Here is a 20,243-nt window from a genome sequence, read left to right on the forward strand (position 1 = left end):
GCGAAAGGACCGCCGCACCGGCTTCGATGGCCCGCTTCATCAGCGGTGCCTGCGCGTTGGCGTCCAGCGGCTGGATGCACAGCGCGCCCCGCGTTCCACCCCGACCGCGTCGGGGGTGTCGAGCACGGGAGTGGTGCGGTCGCCCTCGCCGGGCTCCCGGCGCAGCAGGAACGCGTGCTGGGGTGCCCAGTGCGCGGTCACCTCGGCGCCGACCGCCAGCGGTGCCGCCGCGCCCGAGTTGGGCGCGAACACCGCCAGCTCCGTGCCCCAGCCGGTGCGGACCAGGTACTGCGTGCTGACGCCGATGTAGGACGAGTCCGTGACCACGCCGGCCACCGACTGGTGCCCGGCCGGCACGGCGGCGGCGTCCGCGACCAGGGCGAGCTTCTCCGGGCGTACGCCGAGGAAGACCGGACCCTGGTCGGCGCGCGCCCGGGCGGCCGGCACGGCGAAGCGCTGCTCGTACGCCGAGACCAGCACGTCACCGCCGGACTGCCCGGCGGCGTCCCCGGCCAGCAGGTTGGACTGGCCGAGGAAGTTGGCGACGAACGCGGTGGCCGGGTATTCGTAGATCTCCGCGGGGCGGCCGAGCTGCTCGATCCGGCCGGCGTTCATCACGGCGACGGTGTCGGCCATCGTCATGGCCTCCTCCTGGTCGTGCGTGACGTGCACGAACGTGATGCCGACCTCGGTCTGGATGCGCTTGAGCTCGATCTGCATCTGCCGGCGCAGCTTGAGGTCGAGGGCGCCGAGCGGCTCGTCGAGCAGCAGCACCTGCGGGTGGTTGATCAGCGCGCGGGCCAGCGCGACCCGCTGCTGCTGGCCACCGGACAGCTCGGCCGGGCGGCGCTTGGTGAAGCCCTCGAGCTGCACGAGCGCGAGCATCCGCTCGACCTGCGCGGCGACCTCGCGCACCTTGCGACGGCGCAACCCGAACGCGACGTTCTCGAACACGTCCAGGTGTGGGAAGAGCGCGTAGCTCTGGAACACCGTGTTGACCGGGCGCTGGTAGGGCCGCAGGCGGGTGATGTCGCGGTCGCCGAGCCGGACCTCGCCGGTGGTCGGCTCCTCCAGACCGGCGACCATCCGCAACGTGGTGGTCTTGCCGCAGCCGGAAGCGCCGAGCAGCGCGAAGAACGCGCCCTGCGGGACGGTGAGGGTCAGGTCGTCGACCGCGGTGAACTCGCCGAACCGCTTGGTGACGCCGATGATGCGCAGGTCGCCTTCGCCCGCCGCCGTGCCGGCCATCTCAGGCACCGATGACCTTCTGGAACGCCGACTCGTACTCCCGCTCCTCGGACTCGGTCAGCGCCTTGAAGACCTTCGCCTTGCCGAGCAACGCGTCGTCCGGGAAGATCAGCGGATTCGCGGCCAGGTCGGGGTCGATCTTCTCCATCGCCTCCTTGGCGCCGCTGACCGGGCAGATGTAGTTGACGTAGGCCGCCACCTCGGCCGCCACCGCCGGGTCGTAGTAGTAGTCGAGGAACTGCTCGGCGTTGGCCTTGTGCGTGGCCTTGTTGGGCACCGAGGAGTTGTCGGAGAAGAGCATCACGCCGCTGTCGGGTGCGACGAACTTGATCTTCTCGTCTTCCAGGCCGAGCTGGATGATGTCACCGGACCAGCCGATGCAGGCGGCGATGTCGCCCTTGGCCAGCTCCGGCGCGTAGTCGTTGCCGGTGAACCGGCGGATCTGCCCCGCGTCGACCGCCTTCTGCAGCTTGTTGATCGCGTCGTCGAACTGGGCCTTGGTGAAGTTGGACGGGTCGTGCCCGTTGGAGAGCAGGACCAGGCCCATCGTGTCGCGCATCTCGGTCAGCGCGGTCACCTTGCCCTTGAGGTCGGGCCGGGTGAGCAGCTCGTCGACGGTGCGGATCTCCTTGGCGACGTTGCCGTTGAACGCGAGCCCGGCGAGGCCGGACTGCCACGGGACCGCGTACTCGGTGCCCTTGTCGAACGGCCGCCCCTTGAGCGAGGGCAACAGGTTCTTCTGGAAGTTCGGCATCTTCGCGGTGTCGAGTTTCTGCAACCAACCGAGCCGGATCATCCGCGCGGTCATCCAGTCGGTCAGCACGACGACGTCGCGGTCGGTCGGTTGGCACGCGGTCAGCTGGTTCTGCACCTTGCCGAAGAACTCGTTGTTGTCGTTGATGTCTTCGGTGTAGCTGACCGAGATGCCGCTTTTCTGCTCGAACGCCGCGAGCGTCGGACGCTTCGACTCGTCCTTCTCGTCGACGTCGATATATTGCGGCCAGTTGGAGACGGTGAGCGTCTTCTCCGTGCCGGACAGATCTTCACTGACGCAGCTCGCCTCGGTCTGCTGCGCGCCCTTGGTGCCGCAGGCCGCGAGCGCGCCGCCGGAAACAGCGATCGCGCCGGTGGCGAAGGCACCGCGCATGAGGGTGCGGCGGGACAGGGAGGAGCGCGTGAACGAAAGCAGGGCCGCGGCCTCGGGCGACAGCGGCGGTTGCGAGCGGTTGCGCATCGAGGGGCTCCCGGGGTGGCCTAGTCGGGGGGAAAGCTAGACGACGACCGATCCTGACATGCGCAAACCCCTGTCACAAGGGATTCCGTTGCGGCACTCGTGATTCACGACGAAATGCGGAAGACTTGCGGTCGAAATCCCAACGTGAGGAGAACCCGGTATGGGCATGTCGGGCAACGGCGCTGGTCCTGGCGTGCGCCGGGTCGTGGTTCGTGAAGGGGCCAGCCACGCGCTGCTCGACGAGGTCGCGAAACAGATCATCGAACAGTTGCAGGAAGACGGGCGCCGGCCGTACGCGACGATCGGAAAGGCCGTCGGCCTGTCCGAGGCGGCGGTGCGGCAACGGGTGCAGCGGCTGCTCGACGCCGGCGTGATGCAGATCGTCGCGGTGACCGATCCGCTCCAGTTGGGCTTCCCGCGGCAGGCCATGATCGGCCTGCGCATCTCCGGCGACCTGGAGCAGGTGGCCGACCGGCTGGCGGCATTCGACGAGGTCGACTACGTGGTGATCACCGCGGGTTCGTTCGACCTGCTGTGCGAGGTGGTCTGCCGCGACGACGACCACCTGCTGGCGATCCTCAAGCGGCTGCGGGCGGTCGAGGGCGTAGTGTCGACGGAGGCGTTCGTCTATCTCAAACTGCGCAAGCAGACCTATTCATGGGGTACGGCGTGACTTCGGATTTCGTGGCGATTTCTGCTTAGGCCAGCGAAAAAGCTTGCCTGCGACCGCGATTTCGTGCGATAACCGTGGCAGGTAGTGCGGGCGCACGCCGGCGCGCGCACGACGACGCGATGGGGCAGCACGATGGCCAACGCCACGGACCACCTGTGGATGCACTTCACCCGGATGTCCAGCTACCGCGACGGGGAGGTGCCCACGATCGTCCGTGGCGAGGGTGCCTACGTCTGGGACGCGCAGGGGCGTCGGTACCTCGACGGGCTCTCGGGCCTGTTCGTGGTGCAGGCCGGGCACGGTCGTCACGAGCTGGCCGACGCGGCCGCCAAGCAGGCATCCGAGCTGGCGTTCTTTCCCCTTTGGTCCTACGCCCACCCGACGGCGGTCGAGCTGGCGTCCCGGATCGCCTCCCTGACCCCCGGCGATCTCAACCGGGTGTTCTTCACGACCGGCGGGTCCGAGGCGGTGGAGTCGGCGTGGAAGCTGGCGCGGGCCTACTACAAGCGGGTCGGCAAGCCGACCAAGTACAAAGTGGTCAGTCGGCACATCGCCTACCACGGCACGTCGATGGGTGCGCTGTCGATCACCGGGCTGCCCGGGATCAAGTCGGACTTCGAGCCGCTGGTGCCCGGTGGGATCAAGGTGCCCAACACCAATTTCTACCGGGCGCCGGAGCATGGCGACTCGGCTGTCGACTTCGGACGGTGGGCGGCGGACGAGATCGCGCGGGCGATCGAGCGGGAGGGGCCCGACACGGTCGCCGCCGTGTTCCTGGAGCCGGTGCAGAACTCGGGTGGGTGCTTCCCGCCGCCGCCCGGCTACTTCGAGCGGGTCCGGGAGATCTGCGACGCGTACGACGTGTTGCTCGTGTCCGACGAAGTGATCTGCGCCTGGGGTCGGCTCGGTCATTATTTCGGCGCCGAACGATACGGCTACCAGCCGGACATCATCACGACCGCCAAGGGACTGACGTCGGGGTACGCGCCGCTGGGCGCGATGATCGCGCGGGACGGGCTGATCGAGCCGTTCCTGTCGGAGACGGAGATGTTCGCGCACGGGATCACGTTCGGCGGGCATCCGGTGTCGTGCGCGGTGGCGCTGGCCAACCTGGACGTGTTCGCGCGTGAGGACCTGACCGGGCACGTGCGTGCTCATGAAGGCGCGTTCCGGTCCACTTTGGAGAAGCTGTTGGACCTGCCGATCGTCGGTGACGTCCGCGGTGACGGCTACTTCTACGGGATCGAGCTGGTCAAGGACAAGACGACCCGGGCGACGTTCGACGAGGCGGAGTCCGAGCGGCTGCTGCGCGGGTTCCTGTCGTCGGCGCTGTTCCAGGCGGGCCTCTACTGCCGGGCCGACGACCGCGGCGACCCGGTGGTGCAGCTGGCGCCGCCGCTGATCTGCGAGCAGGCACAGTTCGACGAGATGGAGCAGATCCTGCGCACGGTGCTGACGGAGGCGTGGCAGCGCCTGTGATCTCGTTCTGGATGGGCCCACCCCCGGCGGGGCGCGCTCCCCTGCCCGGCTCCTCCTCGTTCGACGTCGCGATCGTCGGCGCGGGCTTCACCGGGCTGTGGACGGCGTACTACCTGATCACGGCGGACCCGTCGCTGCGGATCGCGGTGCTGGAGAAGGAGTACGCGGGCTTCGGCGCGTCGGGCCGCAACGGCGGCTGGTGCTCGGCGCTGCTGCCGACGTCACTGCCGGCGCTGGCCCGGCGGTACGGGCGGTCCGCCGCCGTGTCGCTGCAGCGGGCGATGAACGCGACGGTGGACGAGGTCGGGCGGGTGTGCGCGGCCGAGGGGATCGCCTGCGACTTCCACAAGGGCGGGACGGTGGTGGTGGCCCGGTCGCCGGCCCAGTTGGCCCGCGCCGCGGAGGCCGTGACCACCTCGGCGTCGTTCGGCTTCGACGACCTCTCGCTGTTGACGGCTGAGGCCGCTGCCGCCCGCCTCGGTGCGACGTCGGTGCTGGGTGGCGTCTTCACGCCGCACTGCGCGGCGATCCAGCCGGCGGCACTGGTGCGCGGGCTGGCCGCGGTGGTCGCGGCGCGGGGAGTCTCGATCTACGAGGCCACGCCGGTCACATCGGTGCGGCCGGGCGCCGCGGTCACTCCCGTCGGCACGGTGCGGGCGCCGGTGGTCGTCCGGGCGACGGAGGGCTACACGTCGGCGCTGCCCGGCTACGGGCGCGCGGTGGCGCCGATCTACTCGCTGATGGTGGCGACGCCGCCGCTGCCGTCGTCGACGTGGTCGTCGATCGGGCTGGCGGACCGGGAAACGTTCTCGGACTTCCGGCACATGATCATCTACGGCCAGCGGACGGCCGATGACCGGCTGGCGTTCGGGGGGCGCGGTGCGCCGTACCACTTCGGCTCCGCGGTGTCGCCAAGTTTCGACCAGGAACCGGCGGTCTTCCTGGCGCTACGACGGACGTTGGGGGAGCTCTTCCCGGTGCTCGGCCCGCTGCCGCCGGTGTCACACACGTGGGGCGGGCCGCTGGGGGTGACCAGGGACTGGACGGCGTCGGTGGGCCTGGACCCGGCTTCTGGCTTGGCGTGGGCGGGCGGCTACGTCGGTGACGGGGTGGGCACGAGCAACCTGGCTGGGCGCACGCTGGCGCATTTGATCCTCGGGGTCGATTCGGACCTGGTGCGGATGCCTTGGGTGGGGCATCGGTCTCGGCAGTGGGAGCCGGAGCCGTTGCGGTGGCTGGGCATCAACGCGGCCCTCCGGGCGACCGCCGCGGCGGACGCTGCCGAGTCGCGGACCGGGCGGGCTTCGCGCCGGGCACATTTGATCGAGCGCTTGATCGGCCACTGAAGCTGCGGGGCAATGGGCTTTCTCGGTGCGTTGTGTGCCACGTCCCGATCGATCCCGGGCCTGCCGGCCGACCTGTGCGAAGCCGCACCACGCCCGCCAGGCAATACAGATCTTTCAGGCCGGCCAGGGCCATCCAGAACCGCGGCCGACCCAGTTTGGGTCGGTCCGACACCAGGTCGGGAGCCGCACCCCTTGGGCGCCGGCCCGGGTCCGCCACAGTCCTCCGGGCAGGCCTGACCTACAGCCGCTCCGGCGTAGCCGAACCCGGCGTTGCGGCCCAACCTCGGGCCGATGCCGCGACCCGCCCGGCGGCCTACGCACGCCACCGGGCCAGCCCGTCGGCGGCCGACAGATGGGACCTCGACGACGACGCTGCCGTGTCCAGGGCGTCCCGACGCCCTGCGCGGGCGGGAGCCCGCTAGGCCCGTATCGGCTGCTCGGCCCATGCCGCGGCGCACCGACCCGCCTTCATACCCGTGACGCAGATGCCGCGGCTACGACGGCCAGCCGCCGCGTTGGGACGGACAGGTATCGGATGCTTGGCCCACCCCGCGGCGCACGGACCCGCCTTCATGACCGTGACGCAGATACCACGGCTACGACGACCAACCGCCGTGCTGGCAGGCCGCGGACACGTGCCGGCTGAAGCACCCCAAGACCAGCGACCTTCGTGTGCGTTTGGGCGGATGCATTCGGTCAGGATGCGCCCTCTCGCGACGGCGGTCGCCTGGGACTCGGCGCCGTTTACGCCGGCGTCTGGTGCGGGGGCGGGGGTCGCGCTGGTCGTCGACCGAGCGCCGCCCTGGATACAGGCCGATCGGCAGGGGCCTAGCCGACGGCTTCGGCACCGGCGGCGCCGTTGTGGCCGGCGAGGTTGGTGGTGTGGTGCGGGCCCGGCCGGGACGGGCCCACTGGGGCCCGGCTCGGTGTCCGGCGGGACCGACGGCGGGTTGGTTGTGTGGCGCGGGCCTGGCAGGGACGGGCCCCCTTGGGGCCCGGCCCGGTGTCCGGCGGGAGCGACGGTCCGCACCACCGCGGACCCGGGACAAGATCATGATCGGAACTGATCTTGGCTCTACTGGCTGGGTGGGATGACCCGGAGGTGGCCGCGGCGGCCTTGTTGGTGGCCGGCGTGTGGGAGGTCGTCGAAGTCGTCGTAGCGGCCGGGGCGGGCGGCCTCGCGGACCGCGTCGGCAAGGGCGACCAGGTCGTCGGTGGTGGGCGGCGGGGGTTCGAACGCGCCCTCGTGCCGGACGACCTCCCAGCCCCGGGGGGCCGTCAGGGAGCGGGCGTGGGTCTCGCAGAGGTCGTACGTGTGGGGTTCGGCGAAGGCGGCGAGGGGGCCGACCACGGCCGTCGACTCGTGGTAAACGTAGGTCAGCGTGGCGACAGCCGGCCGGGGGCAGCCGTTTCTGGAGCAACGCCGTGGAGACCTCACGGCGGCACGTTATCGCCCCCGCCCGGACGTTGCCCCGCCTTCCGCCGCGACACGCCGATCGCAGGGCTAGGCTGAGGCTGCTTTTCTGCAGGAGGTGTGCGATGACCAGCCCGGCCAACCGCCGGCCGCCGTCCGGGCGGCGCCGCGACCGTCATGGGCGCGGGCTACGGGGGCGGCTGGTTCCTGCGACCGTACCGCTGGCCCGCACGAAGGCCGAGATCTTCGATGATCTTGTCCTGGACACGGTCGAGACCCTGGAGCACCGGTTCGCCAAGGAGCTTGCGGGCGTCGAGTTCGCGGTGGAGGACGTGCCTCCGGAGCTGAACGTGTACGACACCGACGTGCTGGAGGACGGCGAGGTGCCCCTGGCCCGGCTGTTGCCCGGGCGCCCCGGGCGGGCGGACATGGCACCACGGATCGTGCTTTATCGGCGGCCGCTCGAATTCCGCGCGATGGACCACGACGATCTCGCCGACCTGGTCCACGACGTGATCATCGAGCAAGTGGCGAATTTGTTGGGGCTGGATCCTGACGAGTTGAGCTGAGCGGGATCGTCGGCTGACCTCGATAGGCGCCCGCCGATTTATCTGCTCTGGATGCGATCGACGGCGAGCATCGCCTCCCGGCGTTCGGCCCGAGTGTGGGCTGGATCTTGTGCACTGATATTTGCCTGGTCCGCGGTCGTCGGCGGTCGATGCGATCGAAGGCCCGCATCCACCCCCGAGGCGATCGCTCTCGGTTCCCCGCCCATGTGCCAGGTCTCGGCCGCTCTCAGCCGCTCCTAACTCCACGTCGCGATCGCGCCGGGTGGCTGCCCGATACCTCGACGACGCGGCCCGCCGGCGGCGATGGCGGTCGCGCGGCCCTGGCGCGGTCGCGCGGCCCTGAACGCGGTCGCGGCCCTGGCACGATCCCGCGGCCCTGAACGCGGTCGCGGCCCTGGCACGATCCCGCGGCCCTGAATGCCGTCGCGCACCCCTGGATGCGGTCGAGGGCCCGCATCGTTCGCACGATGATGGCCCTCGGTCCCCGATATGATCTTGTCGCACTGCGCGGGTTCCCCCTCCGCGCCGGTCGCGAGCTTGGTTAGTTGCCCGCTGGGTCAGGCGACGACGCGGCGCTTCAGCTTGCGGCGCTCGCGCTCCGACAGGCCACCCCAGATGCCGAACCGCTCGTCGTGGCCCAGCGCGTATTCCAGGCACTCCGCCTTCACGTCGCAGCGCGAGCAGATGCGCTTGGCCTCGCGGGTCGAACCACCCTTTTCCGGGAAGAACGCTTCCGGGTCGGTCTGCGAGCACAGTGCTCGCTCCTGCCATTCCGGCGCATTGCCTAGCAGGTCGGCGACCTCGACACGGCCACCATCCATAACGTTGCCTCCTTTCGCACGCCGGCCCATGGCCGGCGTAACCCCCTCGCGGAAGGCCCGACATTTTCGCCCGTACGGTCCGATTTGTCATGTCCCGTTCGAACGACCCCAGTGAAATTACACGCGTGTAATGCGTGCGTCGTCAAGCGGAACCTGATAAATAGGCCCACTCACCGGCGCGCCGTGTACGACTCGCGGGATGGCGCCGTGGTCCTTCGGGTCCCTACCGATCCAGACCCCAGGCGGGTAACGCTCGATCGACCACTTTCCCACCAGCTCAGCCGCCACAACCGCACATAACAGATCAAACCATGACAGCCGTACCTTGATCCACCCGCCCTCCGCTAGTCCCCCGGTCGTGAGCGTCCCGCGCGAGGGTGGATCTTGCGCCGGAGTTGGCCCTTTGTACCCCGCTCGGGTCAACGTCCAAACTGGCCATCCGGTGCGGCGCCGGGCCCCTCACCACACCTCTGACCGCCCGCAGGGATCACATGGCGGTCGAGAATCCCAACGTGACGCTGCTCGTCGACACTGCGGTAAAAGAACTGCGGCCGAGCTCGCGCGGCCACGCCGGGCAGCTACCCCGCCTCGCCGAGGTTGCGGCGCCACCGCACGCCGGCTACGTCAACGACCTCTCCTCCGTCGGCGAGGCGGTCGTGCTGCCCCTTCGGACGGCCCACGCCAGAGCCCGCGCGCAACCCGCGGGCGGCTCCGCCACCTTGCCTCGCTACCGCATGCCGTAGGCGGTCGTGCGCTCCTTCGCCGGTCGCCCCGCCGCCGCGGCGATCGCCTTGAGTTGCTCCACCGTCCGCGATGAGCCGTTGGCCGAGCCCGCCATCCGCGAGATCGTCTCCTCCATCAGCGTGCCGCCGAGGTCGTTGCAGCCGCCGTTGAGCATGGCGACCGTGCCCTCGTCGCCCAGCTTCACCCAGGAGCACTGGATGTTGGCGATCCGGCCGTGTAGCAGCACGCGGGCCATCGCGTGCACGACCCTGTTCTCCCGCCACGTCGGCCCCGGCCGGGCGATGCCCGCGAGGTAGATCGGCGCGTTCGTGTGCACGAAAGGCAGCGCCACGAACTCCGTGAAGCCTCCTGTGCGGTCCTGCACGGACGCCAGCACCCGAAAGTGGCCCAGCCATTGGCGGGGGTGGTCGACGTGCCCGTACATCATCGTGGAGCTGGACCGGATGCCCAGCTCGTGTGCCGTCGAGACCACCTCGACCCACGTCGCCGCCGGTAGTTTGCCCTTGGTCAGCACCCACCGCACGTCGTCGTCGAGGATCTCCGCCGCCGTGCCCGGGATCGTGTCGAGGCCCGCGTCGCGCAGCGTCTCGAGCCATTCGCGGACCGGCATGCCGGCCTTGGCCGCGCCGGTGACGATCTCCATCGGCGAGAAGGCGTGGACGTGCATGCCCGGCACGCGCTGCTTGATGGCGCGGACCATCTCGGCGTAAGCGGTGATCGGCAGTTTCGGGTCGATGCCGCCCTGCATGCAGACCTCGGTGGCGCCCGCGGCCCAGGCTTCCTCGGCGCGGTCGGCCACCTGGTCGACGGATAGTCGGTAGGCGTCCGCGTCGCGCTCTCGTTGCGCGAACGCGCAGAACCGGCAACCCACGTAGCAGACGTTGGAGAAGTTGATGTTGCGGTTGACCACGTAGGTCACCTCGTCGCCGACCGTGTCGCGGCGGAGGTCGTCGGCGATCCGGCACAGCTCGTCGAGGGCCGAGCCGTCGGCGGTGAACAGCGCCATGGCCGCCGCCTCGTGGCGCTCCTCGAGCAGCGCCGCCGGGTCGGTGGCGGCCAGGCGTAGGCCTTCGAGGACGTCGGACGGCCGGCGCTCGATCGCGCCGGAGGCCGCCGCCAGGCCGGCGCCCGCGCCGCGGCTGCCGAGCTGGACCGCTTCCGGTGCGATGCGGTCCGCCACCTCGGACCAGTCGCCGTAGACGGAGTCGAAGTCGCCCCGGCGGTCGCCCGTGCGGCCGGTGGTGTCGATCGTCGCGTGCAGGTCGGTGCGGCCGCCCGGCACGAACGCCTCGTCGGGCTCCTGCCACGCCCGGCCGACCGGGAGGACGCCCTCCGCGGCCAGCCCCGTTGCCGGGTCGGCCAGCGCCGCCACGTGGCCCGCCAGCCGCGGGTCGAGCCAGGGGTCGCCGCGCCGCACGTACTCGGGATAGATCGTCAGTCGCTCTTGCAGCGTGAAGCCGCTCGCGGCCGATCGGGCGGCCAGCTCGTCGATCATCGGCCACGGACGTTCCGGGTTGACGTGGTCGGGGGTCACCGGCGAGACGCCGCCCCAGTCATCGATGCCGGCGCGCAGGAGGAGGTCGTATTCGCCCTCGATGAGGTTGGGTGGTGCCTGGATGCGGGCGCCCGGGCCGAGGATGACGCGTCCGACGGCGATCGTGGCCGCGAGGTCGAGCAGCTCGGCGTCGGGCATGCCGCGCATCGCGGTGTCCGGCTTGGCCCGGAAGTTCTGGATGATGACTTCCTGGATGTGGCCGTATTCGCGCGCCGAGCGGCGGATAGCGAACAGCGAGTCGGCGCGTTCGACCAGGTTCTCGCCGATGCCGATCAGGATGCCGGTGGTGAACGGCACGCCGACCCGGCCCGCGTCGTCGAGCACCCGGAGGCGGACCGCGGGCTCCTTGTCGGGCGAGCCGAAGTGCGGGCCGCTCTTGTCGGACCACAGCCTGGTCGCGGTGGTCTCCAGCATCATGCCAATGCTCGGCGCGACCGGCTTGAGCCGCTGCAGCTCGGCCCAGCTCAGCACGCCCGGGTTGAGGTGCGGTAGGAGGCCGGTCTCCTCGAGGACGGCGATCGCGCTGGCCCGCACGTAGTCGAGCGTCGAGTCGTAGCCGCGCGCGTCGAGCCACTCGCGCGCCGCCGGCCAGCGCTCCTCAGGCCGGTCGCCGAGCGTGAACAGCGCCTCCTTGCAACCCTGCGCCGCGCCTTCGCGGGCGATCGCCACCACCTCGTCGCGGTCGAGGAAGGCGGCCGGCAGCCGGTGCGGCACGGTCGCGAAGGTGCAGTAATGACAACGGTCCCGGCAGAGGCGGGTCAACGGAATGAAGACCTTGCGGGAGTACGTCACGACGCCCGGCCGGCCGGCGTCACGCAGACCCGCGTCGCGGATGCCGGCGGCGATGCGTAGCAGCTCGTCGAGCGCGTCGCCGCGGGCGGCCATCAGATCGGCGGCCTCGCCCTGGTCGAGCGCTTTCCCGTCGGCGGCGCGCGCGAGCGCCCGCCGGATGCTCGCCGCGGTGGGCGGCGGGGGCGAGGTCGGGATCAGATCAGCCACCGTTGAAGAGTAGGCGCTACCTACGACACGTTCCGTGGCGGCGGTCACCCGCCAAGAATCTTGGACGAAGGGTGAACCCCGCGACCCCAGGCCGGTACGAACGGGTATGAGCGAACACAGCCCCAGACGAGAGCCGTCGCCTCAACCGACCATGACCACGACGCGCGGTCCATAGCCACCGTCCTCGATGGTCTCCATCGTGGAGCCGAGCCCTTCCGCGGCCAGCGCGGCACGAAGGCGCTGCACGTCCACGCCCAGTGACACGAGCGCGGCAGCGCTCGTGGGGTTCGCCGGACGGCCGACGATCAGGTAGCGAGTGGGCGCCGCGGCGGCCGAGTGCGGGTCGATGTCGAACCTCGTCCCGGAACCCGGAGCGATGGTGGCGAGCGCGCGGGCTACCGCCTTCGCGACGTCGGGTTCGTCGAGCGCGGGGAAGGGAGGGCGGTCGCCGTCGGTCAGGCGGGCGGCGGCGCGGAGTCCCTCGGCGCGGGCCTCGGCCGTGCCGAGGGAGAAGAGATCCTGGTCGGCGCCGCGGACCAGCGTGGTGGCGCCCGCGCCGTCGGCGATGGGAAGGGGGGTGTCCAGGTAACCGCGCACCACGGCCACCGGCACCTGGGCGCACTTGCCCTTGACCAGCTCGCCGGCGGCGGCCAGCTCGTCGATCACGGCCATCTGGGTGATGGAGAGCTCGTTGCCGTACGGGTCGACCTCGCCGCGGTGGTCGCGGATGGCCGGGACGCCGGCGGCGCCGAGGGCCACGTCGGTGAGGCCGTTGCGCCACGGGCGGCCCATCGTGTCCGAGATCACGACGGCCACGTCGAGGCCGTGTCGCTCGCGCAGCGTGGTGCGGAGCGCGCGGGCCGAGGCGTCCGGGTCCTTGGGCAGCAGCACCAGGTGGGCGCGGTCGACGTTCGACGCGTCGATGCCCGCGGAGGCCATCACGAAGCCGTGGTGGGTCTGCACGATGCGGGTCTGGCCGCGGCGGGCCACGGGGCGGGCCGTCTCCGCGCGGAGCACCTCCTCGCGGGCCGCGGTGCGCTCGTCGCCGTCGACCGGTACGTCGACCAGGCTGCCCTCCGCCTTCGACACGATCTTGCTCGTCACCACGAGCACGTCACCGTCCCGCAGCCACGGTGCGGCGGTGGTGATCGCCGCGGCGAGGTCGTCGCCGGGGCGTACGTCGCCGATGCCCTCGACCGGCAGCACCTCTAGCCGCATGCCCACTCCCCCGCCGCCCGCCGCCGGGCCGATCCAGATCCGCACAGGTCGTGACGCGGCCGCGTCACAACGGACCACGTCGCCCTCATCGAACCAGGTCGACGGCGGCGCGGACCATCTCGGTCGTCGCCTGCTCGTCGGTCATCCAGAGCGGCACGGCCCGGACCGTGACGCCCGGCACCTCCGCGCCCGCGTCAGTGCTGTCGACGAGCCAGCCGTCGAGGATTCCGGTCGTGCCGCGGGCGCCGTACATGCCGCCGACCGCGGCCGCCGTGCACGGCACGCCGAGGACGGACAGGCACTTGTCGGCCATGCCGCGGACCGGGCTGCCGCCGATGATCGGCGACACGCCGACCACGGGTGCGGTGCCGCCCGACAGTGCCTCGCGCAGGCCCGGCACGGCCAGGATCGGGCCGATGCTGACGACCGGGTTGCTCGGCGCGACCAGCACAACGTCGGCGGTGGCGAGCGCCTCCAGCACGCCGGCGGCCGGCTTCGCCGTGTCCGCGCCGACGAACACGAAACGGCGGGTCGGCACGTCGCCGCGGTGGCGTACCCACCATTCCTGGAAATGGATGGCCTTCTCGCCGTCGAGGTCGACCACCACGTGCGTCTCGAAGCGGTCGTCGGTGGCTGGCAGCAAACGCACACCGGGTTCCCAGCGCTGGCACAGCGCCTCGGTCACCGCTGACAGTGGGTAACCGGCGTTGAGCATCTGGCTGCGGACGAGATGGGTGGCGATGTCCTTGTCGCCCAGGCCGAACCAGCTTGGCTCGGCGCCGTACGCTGCGAGTTCGTTCTTGACCGCCCAGGTCTCGCCGACGCGACCCCAACCGCGTTCTGGGTCCGCGGCGCCACCCAGGGTATACATGACGCTGTCGAGGTCCGGACAAATCCGGAGGCCATGCATGGTCACGTCATCGCCGACGTTGACCACCGCCGTCACCTCGGCGCCGGTGGCCCGGGCATAGGCCCGAACGCCGGTCAGAAAGCGCGCTCCGCCGATACCACCAGCCAAAACGACGATGTGCATCCCGCAATCCTTACCTACACTGCCGGATTCCCGGCGTCCGGGCGACTACGCTCACGAAAGCCATCTTCCGTCATCGCCCCAGGGGGAGCCGTGACCACCCAACCCGAGGCCGGGTCGAACGAACAGACCTCGGCAAATCAGATCACCAAACCCTGGCGCGAGCTGATCGCGCTGGTCCTCGTCGGCGCCAACGCCGTCCTTCTGTTCGTGGGGCTCATCGATCTGCTCGTGCCGTATTCGGCGAATGTCGGTTTCTCCAGCCGGGCCGGCGGAAGCTTCTTCGACTTCGTCGGCATCGAGGCGATCGTCCTGCCGCTGCTGGCCGTGCTCTTGGCCACACACCTGAAGCCGCCGGTGCCCCGGGCGAAGCTGGTCACGCAGGTGGCGCTGGCCGAGTACGCGGTCTCCGCCGTGTTCGGCGTGATCGCCCTGCTGGCGTGGCTGTTCGGCTCGCTGGTCGACGGCGAGATCCGCGCCGCGTTCACGGGCCTGCTGGTCCGGATCGCCTACACCGGCATCTTCGCGGCGGCCGGCTTCCTGATCTACAAGGTCTGGCGGACCCTCTACTACGTGCCGCGCCCGAAGCCGCAGCCCGGCGTCTACGGCGCGCCGACGGGCTACCCGCCGGCCGGTCCCGGTCCGCAGGGCCAGGGCCAGGGACAACCCGGTCAGCCTGGGTACGGCGCACCGAACGCGTACGGCCAGCCCGGCTACCCGCCGCCGCCCGCCTACCCGGGCGCCGCGCCGGGCCTCGGTGGCCCCGCCGCCCCCGGTGGTCAGCCCCCGGCGGCCCCGGGTGCCACGCCCGGCCAGACCGACGCGGTGCCGCCCGGCAGCCCGACGGCGTCCGCCGAGCCCGCAACCTGGCCGCCGGTCCCCGGCGCCGCCGGATCGCCGCAGGCCACCCAGACGATCACCGCACCACCGGCTGCGCCGGCACCGGCCGCGGCCACCGGGGTCGACTCCCCCACGGCACCGATCCCCACGGCCGAGGGCGAGCGGACCCAGGTGATCAACCCGGCCAGCCAGCAGCCGACCGCCGGCTCCCAGCCGCCGCCGGCCGCGCCGGGCGATGAGCCGACGCGGCCCGACGTTCGCTGACGAAATACGCCTCGCGGGGGCGGCAGGTCCGGCATCGAGCCGGCCCGCCGCCCCCGCGGCGTATCCGCCTGCTTTCGATGGTGACCGCGATCGCGTCGAAAAGTTGTGGCGCCACCCGCCGCGCCCCCCACGTCGCGACGGGTGGTGCCGCAGGCGCGGACCTGGGGAGGAAGGTCTACGCGCGGGCTCGTCCGGCCGGCACCTCCACGACACGTAAGTCGCGAACCCTCGTTGGTGGCCGGCCGGACGGCGATGCCGCCCCGCGGATGTGGGCGTTAACACGAGCATGGCGAACGCGCACCCGGAGCGCGAGAACTTTCAGGCACCGCTGAAACATGCTGGTCAGCGGTACGCTGTTGGCCACGGAAACCCGCCCACCCCCGAGCGGAGTCCACGAGACCGTGCTGCGGATCCACTTCACCCCTGACGACGTCACGCGCACGCGGGTCGCGCCCGGGGCGGATCCTGTGTGGGAGCTCATTCTCAGCCTTCATCTCTTCCAGGCCCGGCGGCCTGAGCGCGACCCGCTGCTGGCCGGTTGGCGGCGTGATGTGGCGGCCGGCCTGCGCGTCAACCCGGACGCCGACAGCGTGCGGCTGCTCTTCGCGCTCAACCCGCCCCAGGGCTACTTCCCCGACTTCCTCACCCCGTTCGACAGCCGCGCCGGGCTGGTGCCCGCGTTCGACGCCATCCGGTCCACGCCCGCCGCCAACCTGCGGCGCGACCTGACCCTCCTGGCCGCCGACAACCGGCTGCCGCCGAGCGTGTCCGCGCTCGCCCGCGGTGACACCGACGCGCTGCATCGGCTCACCGGCTCGATGGCGAGCTACCGGGAGCTGGCGATCGTTCCCTACTGGAACCGGATCGAGAGCGCCGTCGAGGCCGATCGTGGGCAGCGCGGGCGGGCCATGCTGGCCGACGGCGCCGAGGGGCTGCTGGCCAGCCTGCGACCCGCGATGCGGTGGGACGGGCAGATTCTGGAGGTACGGCACTATCCGGTCAGCCGCGACCTCTACCTCGACGGCCGCGGGCTGCTGCTGGTGCCCTCGTTCTTCTGTGCGCGCACCCCCGTCACTCTGGTCGACCCCGACCTCCCGCCGGTGCTGGTCTACCCGGTCGACCGGCTCGGCGGGCTCGACCAGCCGCCCGAGCCCGGCCGGCACCACGCCCTGGCCGCATTGCTCGGCCGCACCCGGGCGCGGGTCCTCGAAGTCGTCGACGGTGGCTGCTCCACGAGCGAGATCGCCCACCGGCTCGCCATCTCGCCGGCCGCCGCGAGCCAGCACGCGGCCGTGCTCCGCAACGCGGGACTGCTCGCCAGCCGCCGCGACGGCAACACGATGGTGCACACCCTGACGCCCCTCGGAAGGGCGATGCTCGAGTAGGTCAGTCGTGCCACAGGGCGATGCGGTGGTCCTCGTCCGTCACGTAAATGCGCTCGCCGTCCACCACCGCGAGCCCCTCCACGTTGTGGAACGGTGCCAGGTCGTCCACGACGGACCCGTCGACCCGCGTCCCCGTGCCCAGGCTGAACCGCACATGGGTGCAGGTGATGTCGCCGCCGGCCGGGTGGTCGTCGAGCAGCACCGAGCCCTTGCCCAGCGCGTCGATCGACCCCACCACCGCCTCGAACCCCGTGTCGGTCGCGGTCAGCGCGCGGAACCCCGTCAGCGCACCGGGCGGGGTCACCCCGGTCAGCGCGTACGCCCGGACGACCGCGGGCCAGCTACGCGGGTCCGAGTCGAACATCCCTTCGACGCCGGAGATCTCCACGAGGATCGGTTCACCGTCCTGGGTGACCGGGAACCGGAGCCCCAGCAGCAGCGTGCCGGCGGGGGTGAACGCTGCGGCCTCCACGTTGACCGGCAGATCGCCGATGACCAGGCGGTCGACCCAGCTCTTCGCCTTCGCCGCCCCGCGGATCTGCGTCTCGCGGATGAACCGCTGGTGCACCCGCTCACCCGGGGGCAGCGGGCTGATGTCCGCCGCCACCAGGGCGTCGTTGATCGCCCGGTGCAGCCGGAACTGGTTGCGCACCACGTGCAGCCGCACCACCCCGCGGGCGGCGTCGGCCTCGCGGAACCGCGCGAAGAACGCCCGCTTGGGCCGCAGCGGGCCGCCCTTCGAGCCGAAGTGGGAGCCGATCACGTAGACCCAGCCGTCGCGGTGGGCCAGCGCCTCGCCGTCCTCCGTGCGGCCGGCCTCGCGACCGGCGTCGAAGCCCTGGTGGTGCGCGGCCCAGCTCCCGTCGTGGCCCTGCACCAGCAGGGCGACGCACGCTTCCACCGGGCCTTCGTCGAGCACGGTCCACAGGCCACGCCGGGCGCCGTGTGCCTCCAGCAGGGCGGGCGAGAGCACGGGCAGCAGGTCACTCGCCTCGTTGCCGGCGACGGTCAACTCCACATGGCGCAGCGGCGCGGTCATGTGTTCAGCCTAAAGATCAGATGCGAATCAGCAGAAACCTTCGTCGCCGCGGGCTTTCAGCTCGTCGACCAGCTTCTTCACGTCCTGGGAGCGCTCGCGGGCGCACACGAGCACCACGTCGGGCGTGTCCACGATCACCAGGTTCTCGACGCCGAGCGCGGCGACCAGGCGACCCGAGTGCGGCACGACGACCAGCCGGTCGGCATCGCGCAGCAGCACGCCGGGCTTCTCGTCGGCGTCGCCGCCGAGCACCACGTTGCCGCGCGCGTCGCCGGGGAGCACATCGCCCAGCGTCTGGAAGTCGCCGACGTCGGTCCAGCCGAAGTCGCCCGGCACGGTGCCGACCCGGCCGGCCGCGGCCGCGCCCTCCATCACCGCGTAGTCGACCGAGATCTTGGTCAGCGTCGGCCAGACCTCGGCGAGCACCTCGTCGCCGTCGGGCTCGTCCCAGGCCGCGGCGACCCGGCACAGGCCCTCGTGCATGCTCGGCTGCTGGCGGGCCAGCTCGGCGAGGAACGCGTCGACCCGCCACACGAACATGCCGGCGTTCCACAGGTGGTCGCCGTCCTCGACGTACTGCTTGGCCAGCTCGTACGCCGGCTTCTCGGCGAACGCCTCGACCATCCGCACCGGTCCCGGGCCGACCTCGTCACCGCAGCGCAGGTAGCCGTAGCCCGTCTCCGGGCGGGTCGGCGTGATCCCGATGGTCATCAGCAGCCCGCGCTGCGCGCCGGCCACCGCGTCCCGCACCACCGAGACGAACCGGCCAGGGTCGGTGATCAGGTGATCGGCCGCGAACGCGCCCATGATCGCTTGCGGGTCGCGCCGGGCGATCAGCGCGGCCGCCAGGCCGATCGCGGCGCACGAGTCGCGGGCCGACGGCTCGACCAGGATGTTCTCCTCGGGCAGCGCGGTGAGCTGCCGGGCGACCGCCGCGGCGTGCGCGGCGCCCGTCACCACCATCGTCCCTTCCGGTCCGGCCAACGGCAGCACCCGCTCCGCCGTCGCCTGCAGCAGCGACATCGGGGTGCCGGAGAGCAGATGGAGGAACTTCGGCTGGTGGTGGCGGGACAACGGCCACAGTCGCGTGCCGCTGCCGCCGGCCAGGATCACGGCGTGCATCGGGCCATCATGCCGGACTGCCTCAACCACCGCTCCTAGCCTCGGGCCCGCTGCCAAGCAGCGATGTGCACCTCGGCGCTGGACTCCCAGGTGAACTCCTTGGCCCGGTCGACGCCGGCCTTGGCCAGCACCACCCGCCGCGCCTCGTCGTCGAGCAGCGCCGCCAGGTCGACGGCGATCTGGTCAGGATCTTCGCTGGTGTACGCCACAGCGTCGCCACCGACCTCGGGCAGCGAGAGCCGCGGCGTGGTCAGCACCGGCACCGCGCAGGCCATCGCCTCGAGGATCGGCAGGCCGAAACCTTCACCGAAGGAGGGGTACGCGGCGACGAGCGCGCCACCGAGGAACCCGGGCAGGTCGGCGTAGCGCAGGTAGCCCGGCCGGAGCAGCCGCAGGTGGCCGGGCACCTCGGCGACCGCGCGGTCGATGTCGTCGTCGTGGCCCTGCCCGCCGGCGATCACCAGCGCGGGCGGGTTGGGCCGGTCGTGCACCGCCTTGACCCAGCCGCGGATCAGGCTCGGGACGTTCTTGCGGGGCTCCTTGGCACCGAGGAACGCCACGTAGTTGGTGCCGGCCAGACCCAGCCGGGCGGCGACCCGGGCCTTCTCGTCGGCGGTCGGCGGGTGGAACGCGGTCGGATCGACGCCGTGATAGGCCACGTCGACCCGGGTCGGGTCGGCGTCGAGCAGGCGGATCAGCTCGTCGCGGGTGGCCTTGCTCGGCACGATCACCCGGTGGGCGCGGCGCAGGGAGGTCTTGATCGCGCTGCGGAAGAACGTGCGACGGGATTTGTCGTAATGCTCCGGCTCGGTGAAGAACGTGGCGTCGTGGACCGTCACCGTCACGGGGCAGCCGGCCCGCAGCGGGCAGGTGTAGAAGGGCGAGTGCAGCACGTCGGCGCCGACCTGCTGGGCGAGCAGCGGCAGGCCGGTCTGCTCCCAGGCGAGGCGGGCCGGCCGGTGGGCGACTGCGGCCGGTGCCGCGACCACCTCGGCGGCGGGCAGCATCCGGCTGTAACGCTCCGCGTCGGTCCGCAGGCCGACCACCGCGAGCTCGACCTCCGAGCCGATCACCTTGCCGAGCGCGCCTAGCAACCCGTCGACGTAGCGGCCCACACCGCCGCGGTCGGCGGGGACGCTGGTGGCGTCGACGAGTACGCGGGGCGGACCGGAAGTCACGGTGCGGGCTCCTCAAGGGTGCGGTGTGTGCCAGGCCACTATGGCCTCAAGCCTACGCTGAGCCACCGACGGGTCGGAGCCGGAG

17 protein-coding genes are annotated in these 20,243 nt (G+C 71.5%); 7 read left to right on the forward strand and 10 right to left on the reverse strand.

Annotated features, from left to right (window positions below):
* Nucleotides 1–39: 39 nt before the first annotated feature.
* Both AB0H87_RS02760 and AB0H87_RS02765 read right to left on the reverse strand, forming a co-directional pair.
* The gene (locus AB0H87_RS02760) at nucleotides 40–1,248 is read right to left on the reverse strand and encodes an ABC transporter ATP-binding protein (protein ID WP_360138627.1); all 1,209 of its coding nucleotides are present in this window, start codon (nucleotides 1,246–1,248) and stop codon (nucleotides 40–42) included.
* A 1-nt stretch (nucleotide 1,249) separates the two neighbouring features.
* The gene (locus tag AB0H87_RS02765; RefSeq protein WP_360138494.1) at nucleotides 1,250–2,482 is read right to left on the reverse strand and encodes a spermidine/putrescine ABC transporter substrate-binding protein; all 1,233 of its coding nucleotides are present in this window, start codon (nucleotides 2,480–2,482) and stop codon (nucleotides 1,250–1,252) included.
* 160 nt (nucleotides 2,483–2,642) lie between these two features.
* On the opposite strand from AB0H87_RS02765, the gene AB0H87_RS02770 reads away from it, so the two are divergent.
* From AB0H87_RS02770 to AB0H87_RS02780, 3 genes are all read left to right on the forward strand, one after another.
* Complete coding sequence (locus tag AB0H87_RS02770; RefSeq protein ID WP_360138497.1) at nucleotides 2,643–3,155, forward strand: Lrp/AsnC family transcriptional regulator; 513 nt, start codon at nucleotides 2,643–2,645, stop codon at nucleotides 3,153–3,155.
* 132 nt (nucleotides 3,156–3,287) lie between these two features.
* On the forward strand, nucleotides 3,288–4,634 hold the full coding sequence (locus AB0H87_RS02775; protein WP_360138500.1) for an aspartate aminotransferase family protein: 1,347 nt from the start codon (nucleotides 3,288–3,290) through the stop codon (nucleotides 4,632–4,634).
* Nucleotides 4,635–4,645: 11 nt separating this feature from the next.
* Nucleotides 4,646–5,980: an FAD-dependent oxidoreductase gene (locus AB0H87_RS02780; protein ID WP_360138630.1), complete on the forward strand. Its 1,335-nt coding sequence runs from the start codon at nucleotides 4,646–4,648 to the stop codon at nucleotides 5,978–5,980.
* A gap of 1,075 nt (nucleotides 5,981–7,055) precedes the next feature.
* On the opposite strand, the gene AB0H87_RS02785 is transcribed toward AB0H87_RS02780, so the two are convergent.
* Nucleotides 7,056–7,418, reverse strand: a complete 363-nt coding sequence (locus AB0H87_RS02785; RefSeq protein ID WP_360138503.1) for a DUF3499 domain-containing protein — start codon at nucleotides 7,416–7,418, stop codon at nucleotides 7,056–7,058.
* Nucleotides 7,419–7,519: 101 nt separating this feature from the next.
* Here AB0H87_RS02785 and AB0H87_RS02790 point away from each other — a divergent pair, with 101 nt between their 5' ends.
* Entirely contained in the window at nucleotides 7,520–7,963 is a 444-nt protein-coding gene (locus tag AB0H87_RS02790) for a metallopeptidase family protein (protein WP_089245308.1), read from the forward strand.
* Between the two features lie 557 nt (nucleotides 7,964–8,520).
* Here AB0H87_RS02790 and AB0H87_RS02795 read toward each other — a convergent pair.
* Nucleotides 8,521–8,784, reverse strand: coding sequence for a WhiB family transcriptional regulator (locus tag AB0H87_RS02795; protein WP_089245306.1), 264 nt, complete (start codon nucleotides 8,782–8,784; stop codon nucleotides 8,521–8,523).
* A gap of 512 nt (nucleotides 8,785–9,296) precedes the next feature.
* On the opposite strand from AB0H87_RS02795, the gene AB0H87_RS02800 reads away from it, so the two are divergent.
* The gene (locus tag AB0H87_RS02800; RefSeq protein ID WP_360138507.1) at nucleotides 9,297–9,527 is read left to right on the forward strand and encodes a hypothetical protein; all 231 of its coding nucleotides are present in this window, start codon (nucleotides 9,297–9,299) and stop codon (nucleotides 9,525–9,527) included.
* Here the strand turns inward: AB0H87_RS02800 and AB0H87_RS02805 are convergent.
* The 3 genes from AB0H87_RS02805 to cofD all read right to left on the reverse strand — a co-directional run bounded on the left by AB0H87_RS02805 (nucleotide 9,512) and on the right by cofD (nucleotide 14,333).
* Nucleotides 9,512–12,073 (reverse strand): bifunctional FO biosynthesis protein CofGH, encoded by a 2,562-nt coding sequence (locus tag AB0H87_RS02805; protein ID WP_360138633.1) that lies wholly within the window; start codon nucleotides 12,071–12,073, stop codon nucleotides 9,512–9,514. The genes AB0H87_RS02800 and AB0H87_RS02805 overlap by 16 nt on opposite strands.
* A gap of 150 nt (nucleotides 12,074–12,223) precedes the next feature.
* Nucleotides 12,224–13,300 (reverse strand): coenzyme F420-0:L-glutamate ligase, encoded by a 1,077-nt coding sequence (locus AB0H87_RS02810; RefSeq protein WP_360138510.1) that lies wholly within the window; start codon nucleotides 13,298–13,300, stop codon nucleotides 12,224–12,226.
* 85 nt (nucleotides 13,301–13,385) lie between these two features.
* The gene (cofD, locus tag AB0H87_RS02815; protein WP_360138513.1) at nucleotides 13,386–14,333 is read right to left on the reverse strand and encodes a 2-phospho-L-lactate transferase; all 948 of its coding nucleotides are present in this window, start codon (nucleotides 14,331–14,333) and stop codon (nucleotides 13,386–13,388) included.
* Nucleotides 14,334–14,423: 90 nt separating this feature from the next.
* Between cofD and AB0H87_RS02820 the strand changes: the two genes are divergently transcribed.
* Together AB0H87_RS02820 and AB0H87_RS02825 are read left to right on the forward strand one after the other, a co-directional pair.
* Entirely contained in the window at nucleotides 14,424–15,434 is a 1,011-nt protein-coding gene (locus AB0H87_RS02820; RefSeq protein ID WP_360138516.1) for a hypothetical protein, read from the forward strand.
* 335 nt (nucleotides 15,435–15,769) lie between these two features.
* Nucleotides 15,770–16,819, forward strand: coding sequence for a winged helix-turn-helix domain-containing protein (locus AB0H87_RS02825; RefSeq protein WP_360138519.1), 1,050 nt, complete (start codon nucleotides 15,770–15,772; stop codon nucleotides 16,817–16,819).
* Between the two features lies 1 nt (nucleotide 16,820).
* Here AB0H87_RS02825 and AB0H87_RS02830 read toward each other — a convergent pair whose 3' ends face one another.
* The 3 genes from AB0H87_RS02830 to AB0H87_RS02840 are packed head-to-tail and all read right to left on the reverse strand — an operon-like array spanning nucleotide 16,821 to nucleotide 20,158.
* Nucleotides 16,821–17,858 carry a hypothetical protein gene (locus AB0H87_RS02830; protein ID WP_360138522.1) on the reverse strand — a complete coding sequence of 346 codons (1,038 nt, stop codon included), beginning with the start codon at nucleotides 17,856–17,858 and terminating at the stop codon, nucleotides 16,821–16,823.
* 27 nt (nucleotides 17,859–17,885) lie between these two features.
* Nucleotides 17,886–18,980 carry a sugar phosphate nucleotidyltransferase gene (locus tag AB0H87_RS02835; RefSeq protein WP_360138525.1) on the reverse strand — a complete coding sequence of 365 codons (1,095 nt, stop codon included), beginning with the start codon at nucleotides 18,978–18,980 and terminating at the stop codon, nucleotides 17,886–17,888.
* A gap of 35 nt (nucleotides 18,981–19,015) precedes the next feature.
* On the reverse strand, nucleotides 19,016–20,158 hold the full coding sequence (locus AB0H87_RS02840; RefSeq protein ID WP_360138528.1) for a glycosyltransferase family 1 protein: 1,143 nt from the start codon (nucleotides 20,156–20,158) through the stop codon (nucleotides 19,016–19,018).
* Nucleotides 20,159–20,243: the final 85 nt, after the last annotated feature.

The sequence above is a fragment of the Asanoa sp. NPDC050611 genome (assembly GCF_040654855.1).
Classification (GTDB): Bacteria; Actinomycetota; Actinomycetes; order Mycobacteriales; family Micromonosporaceae; genus Asanoa.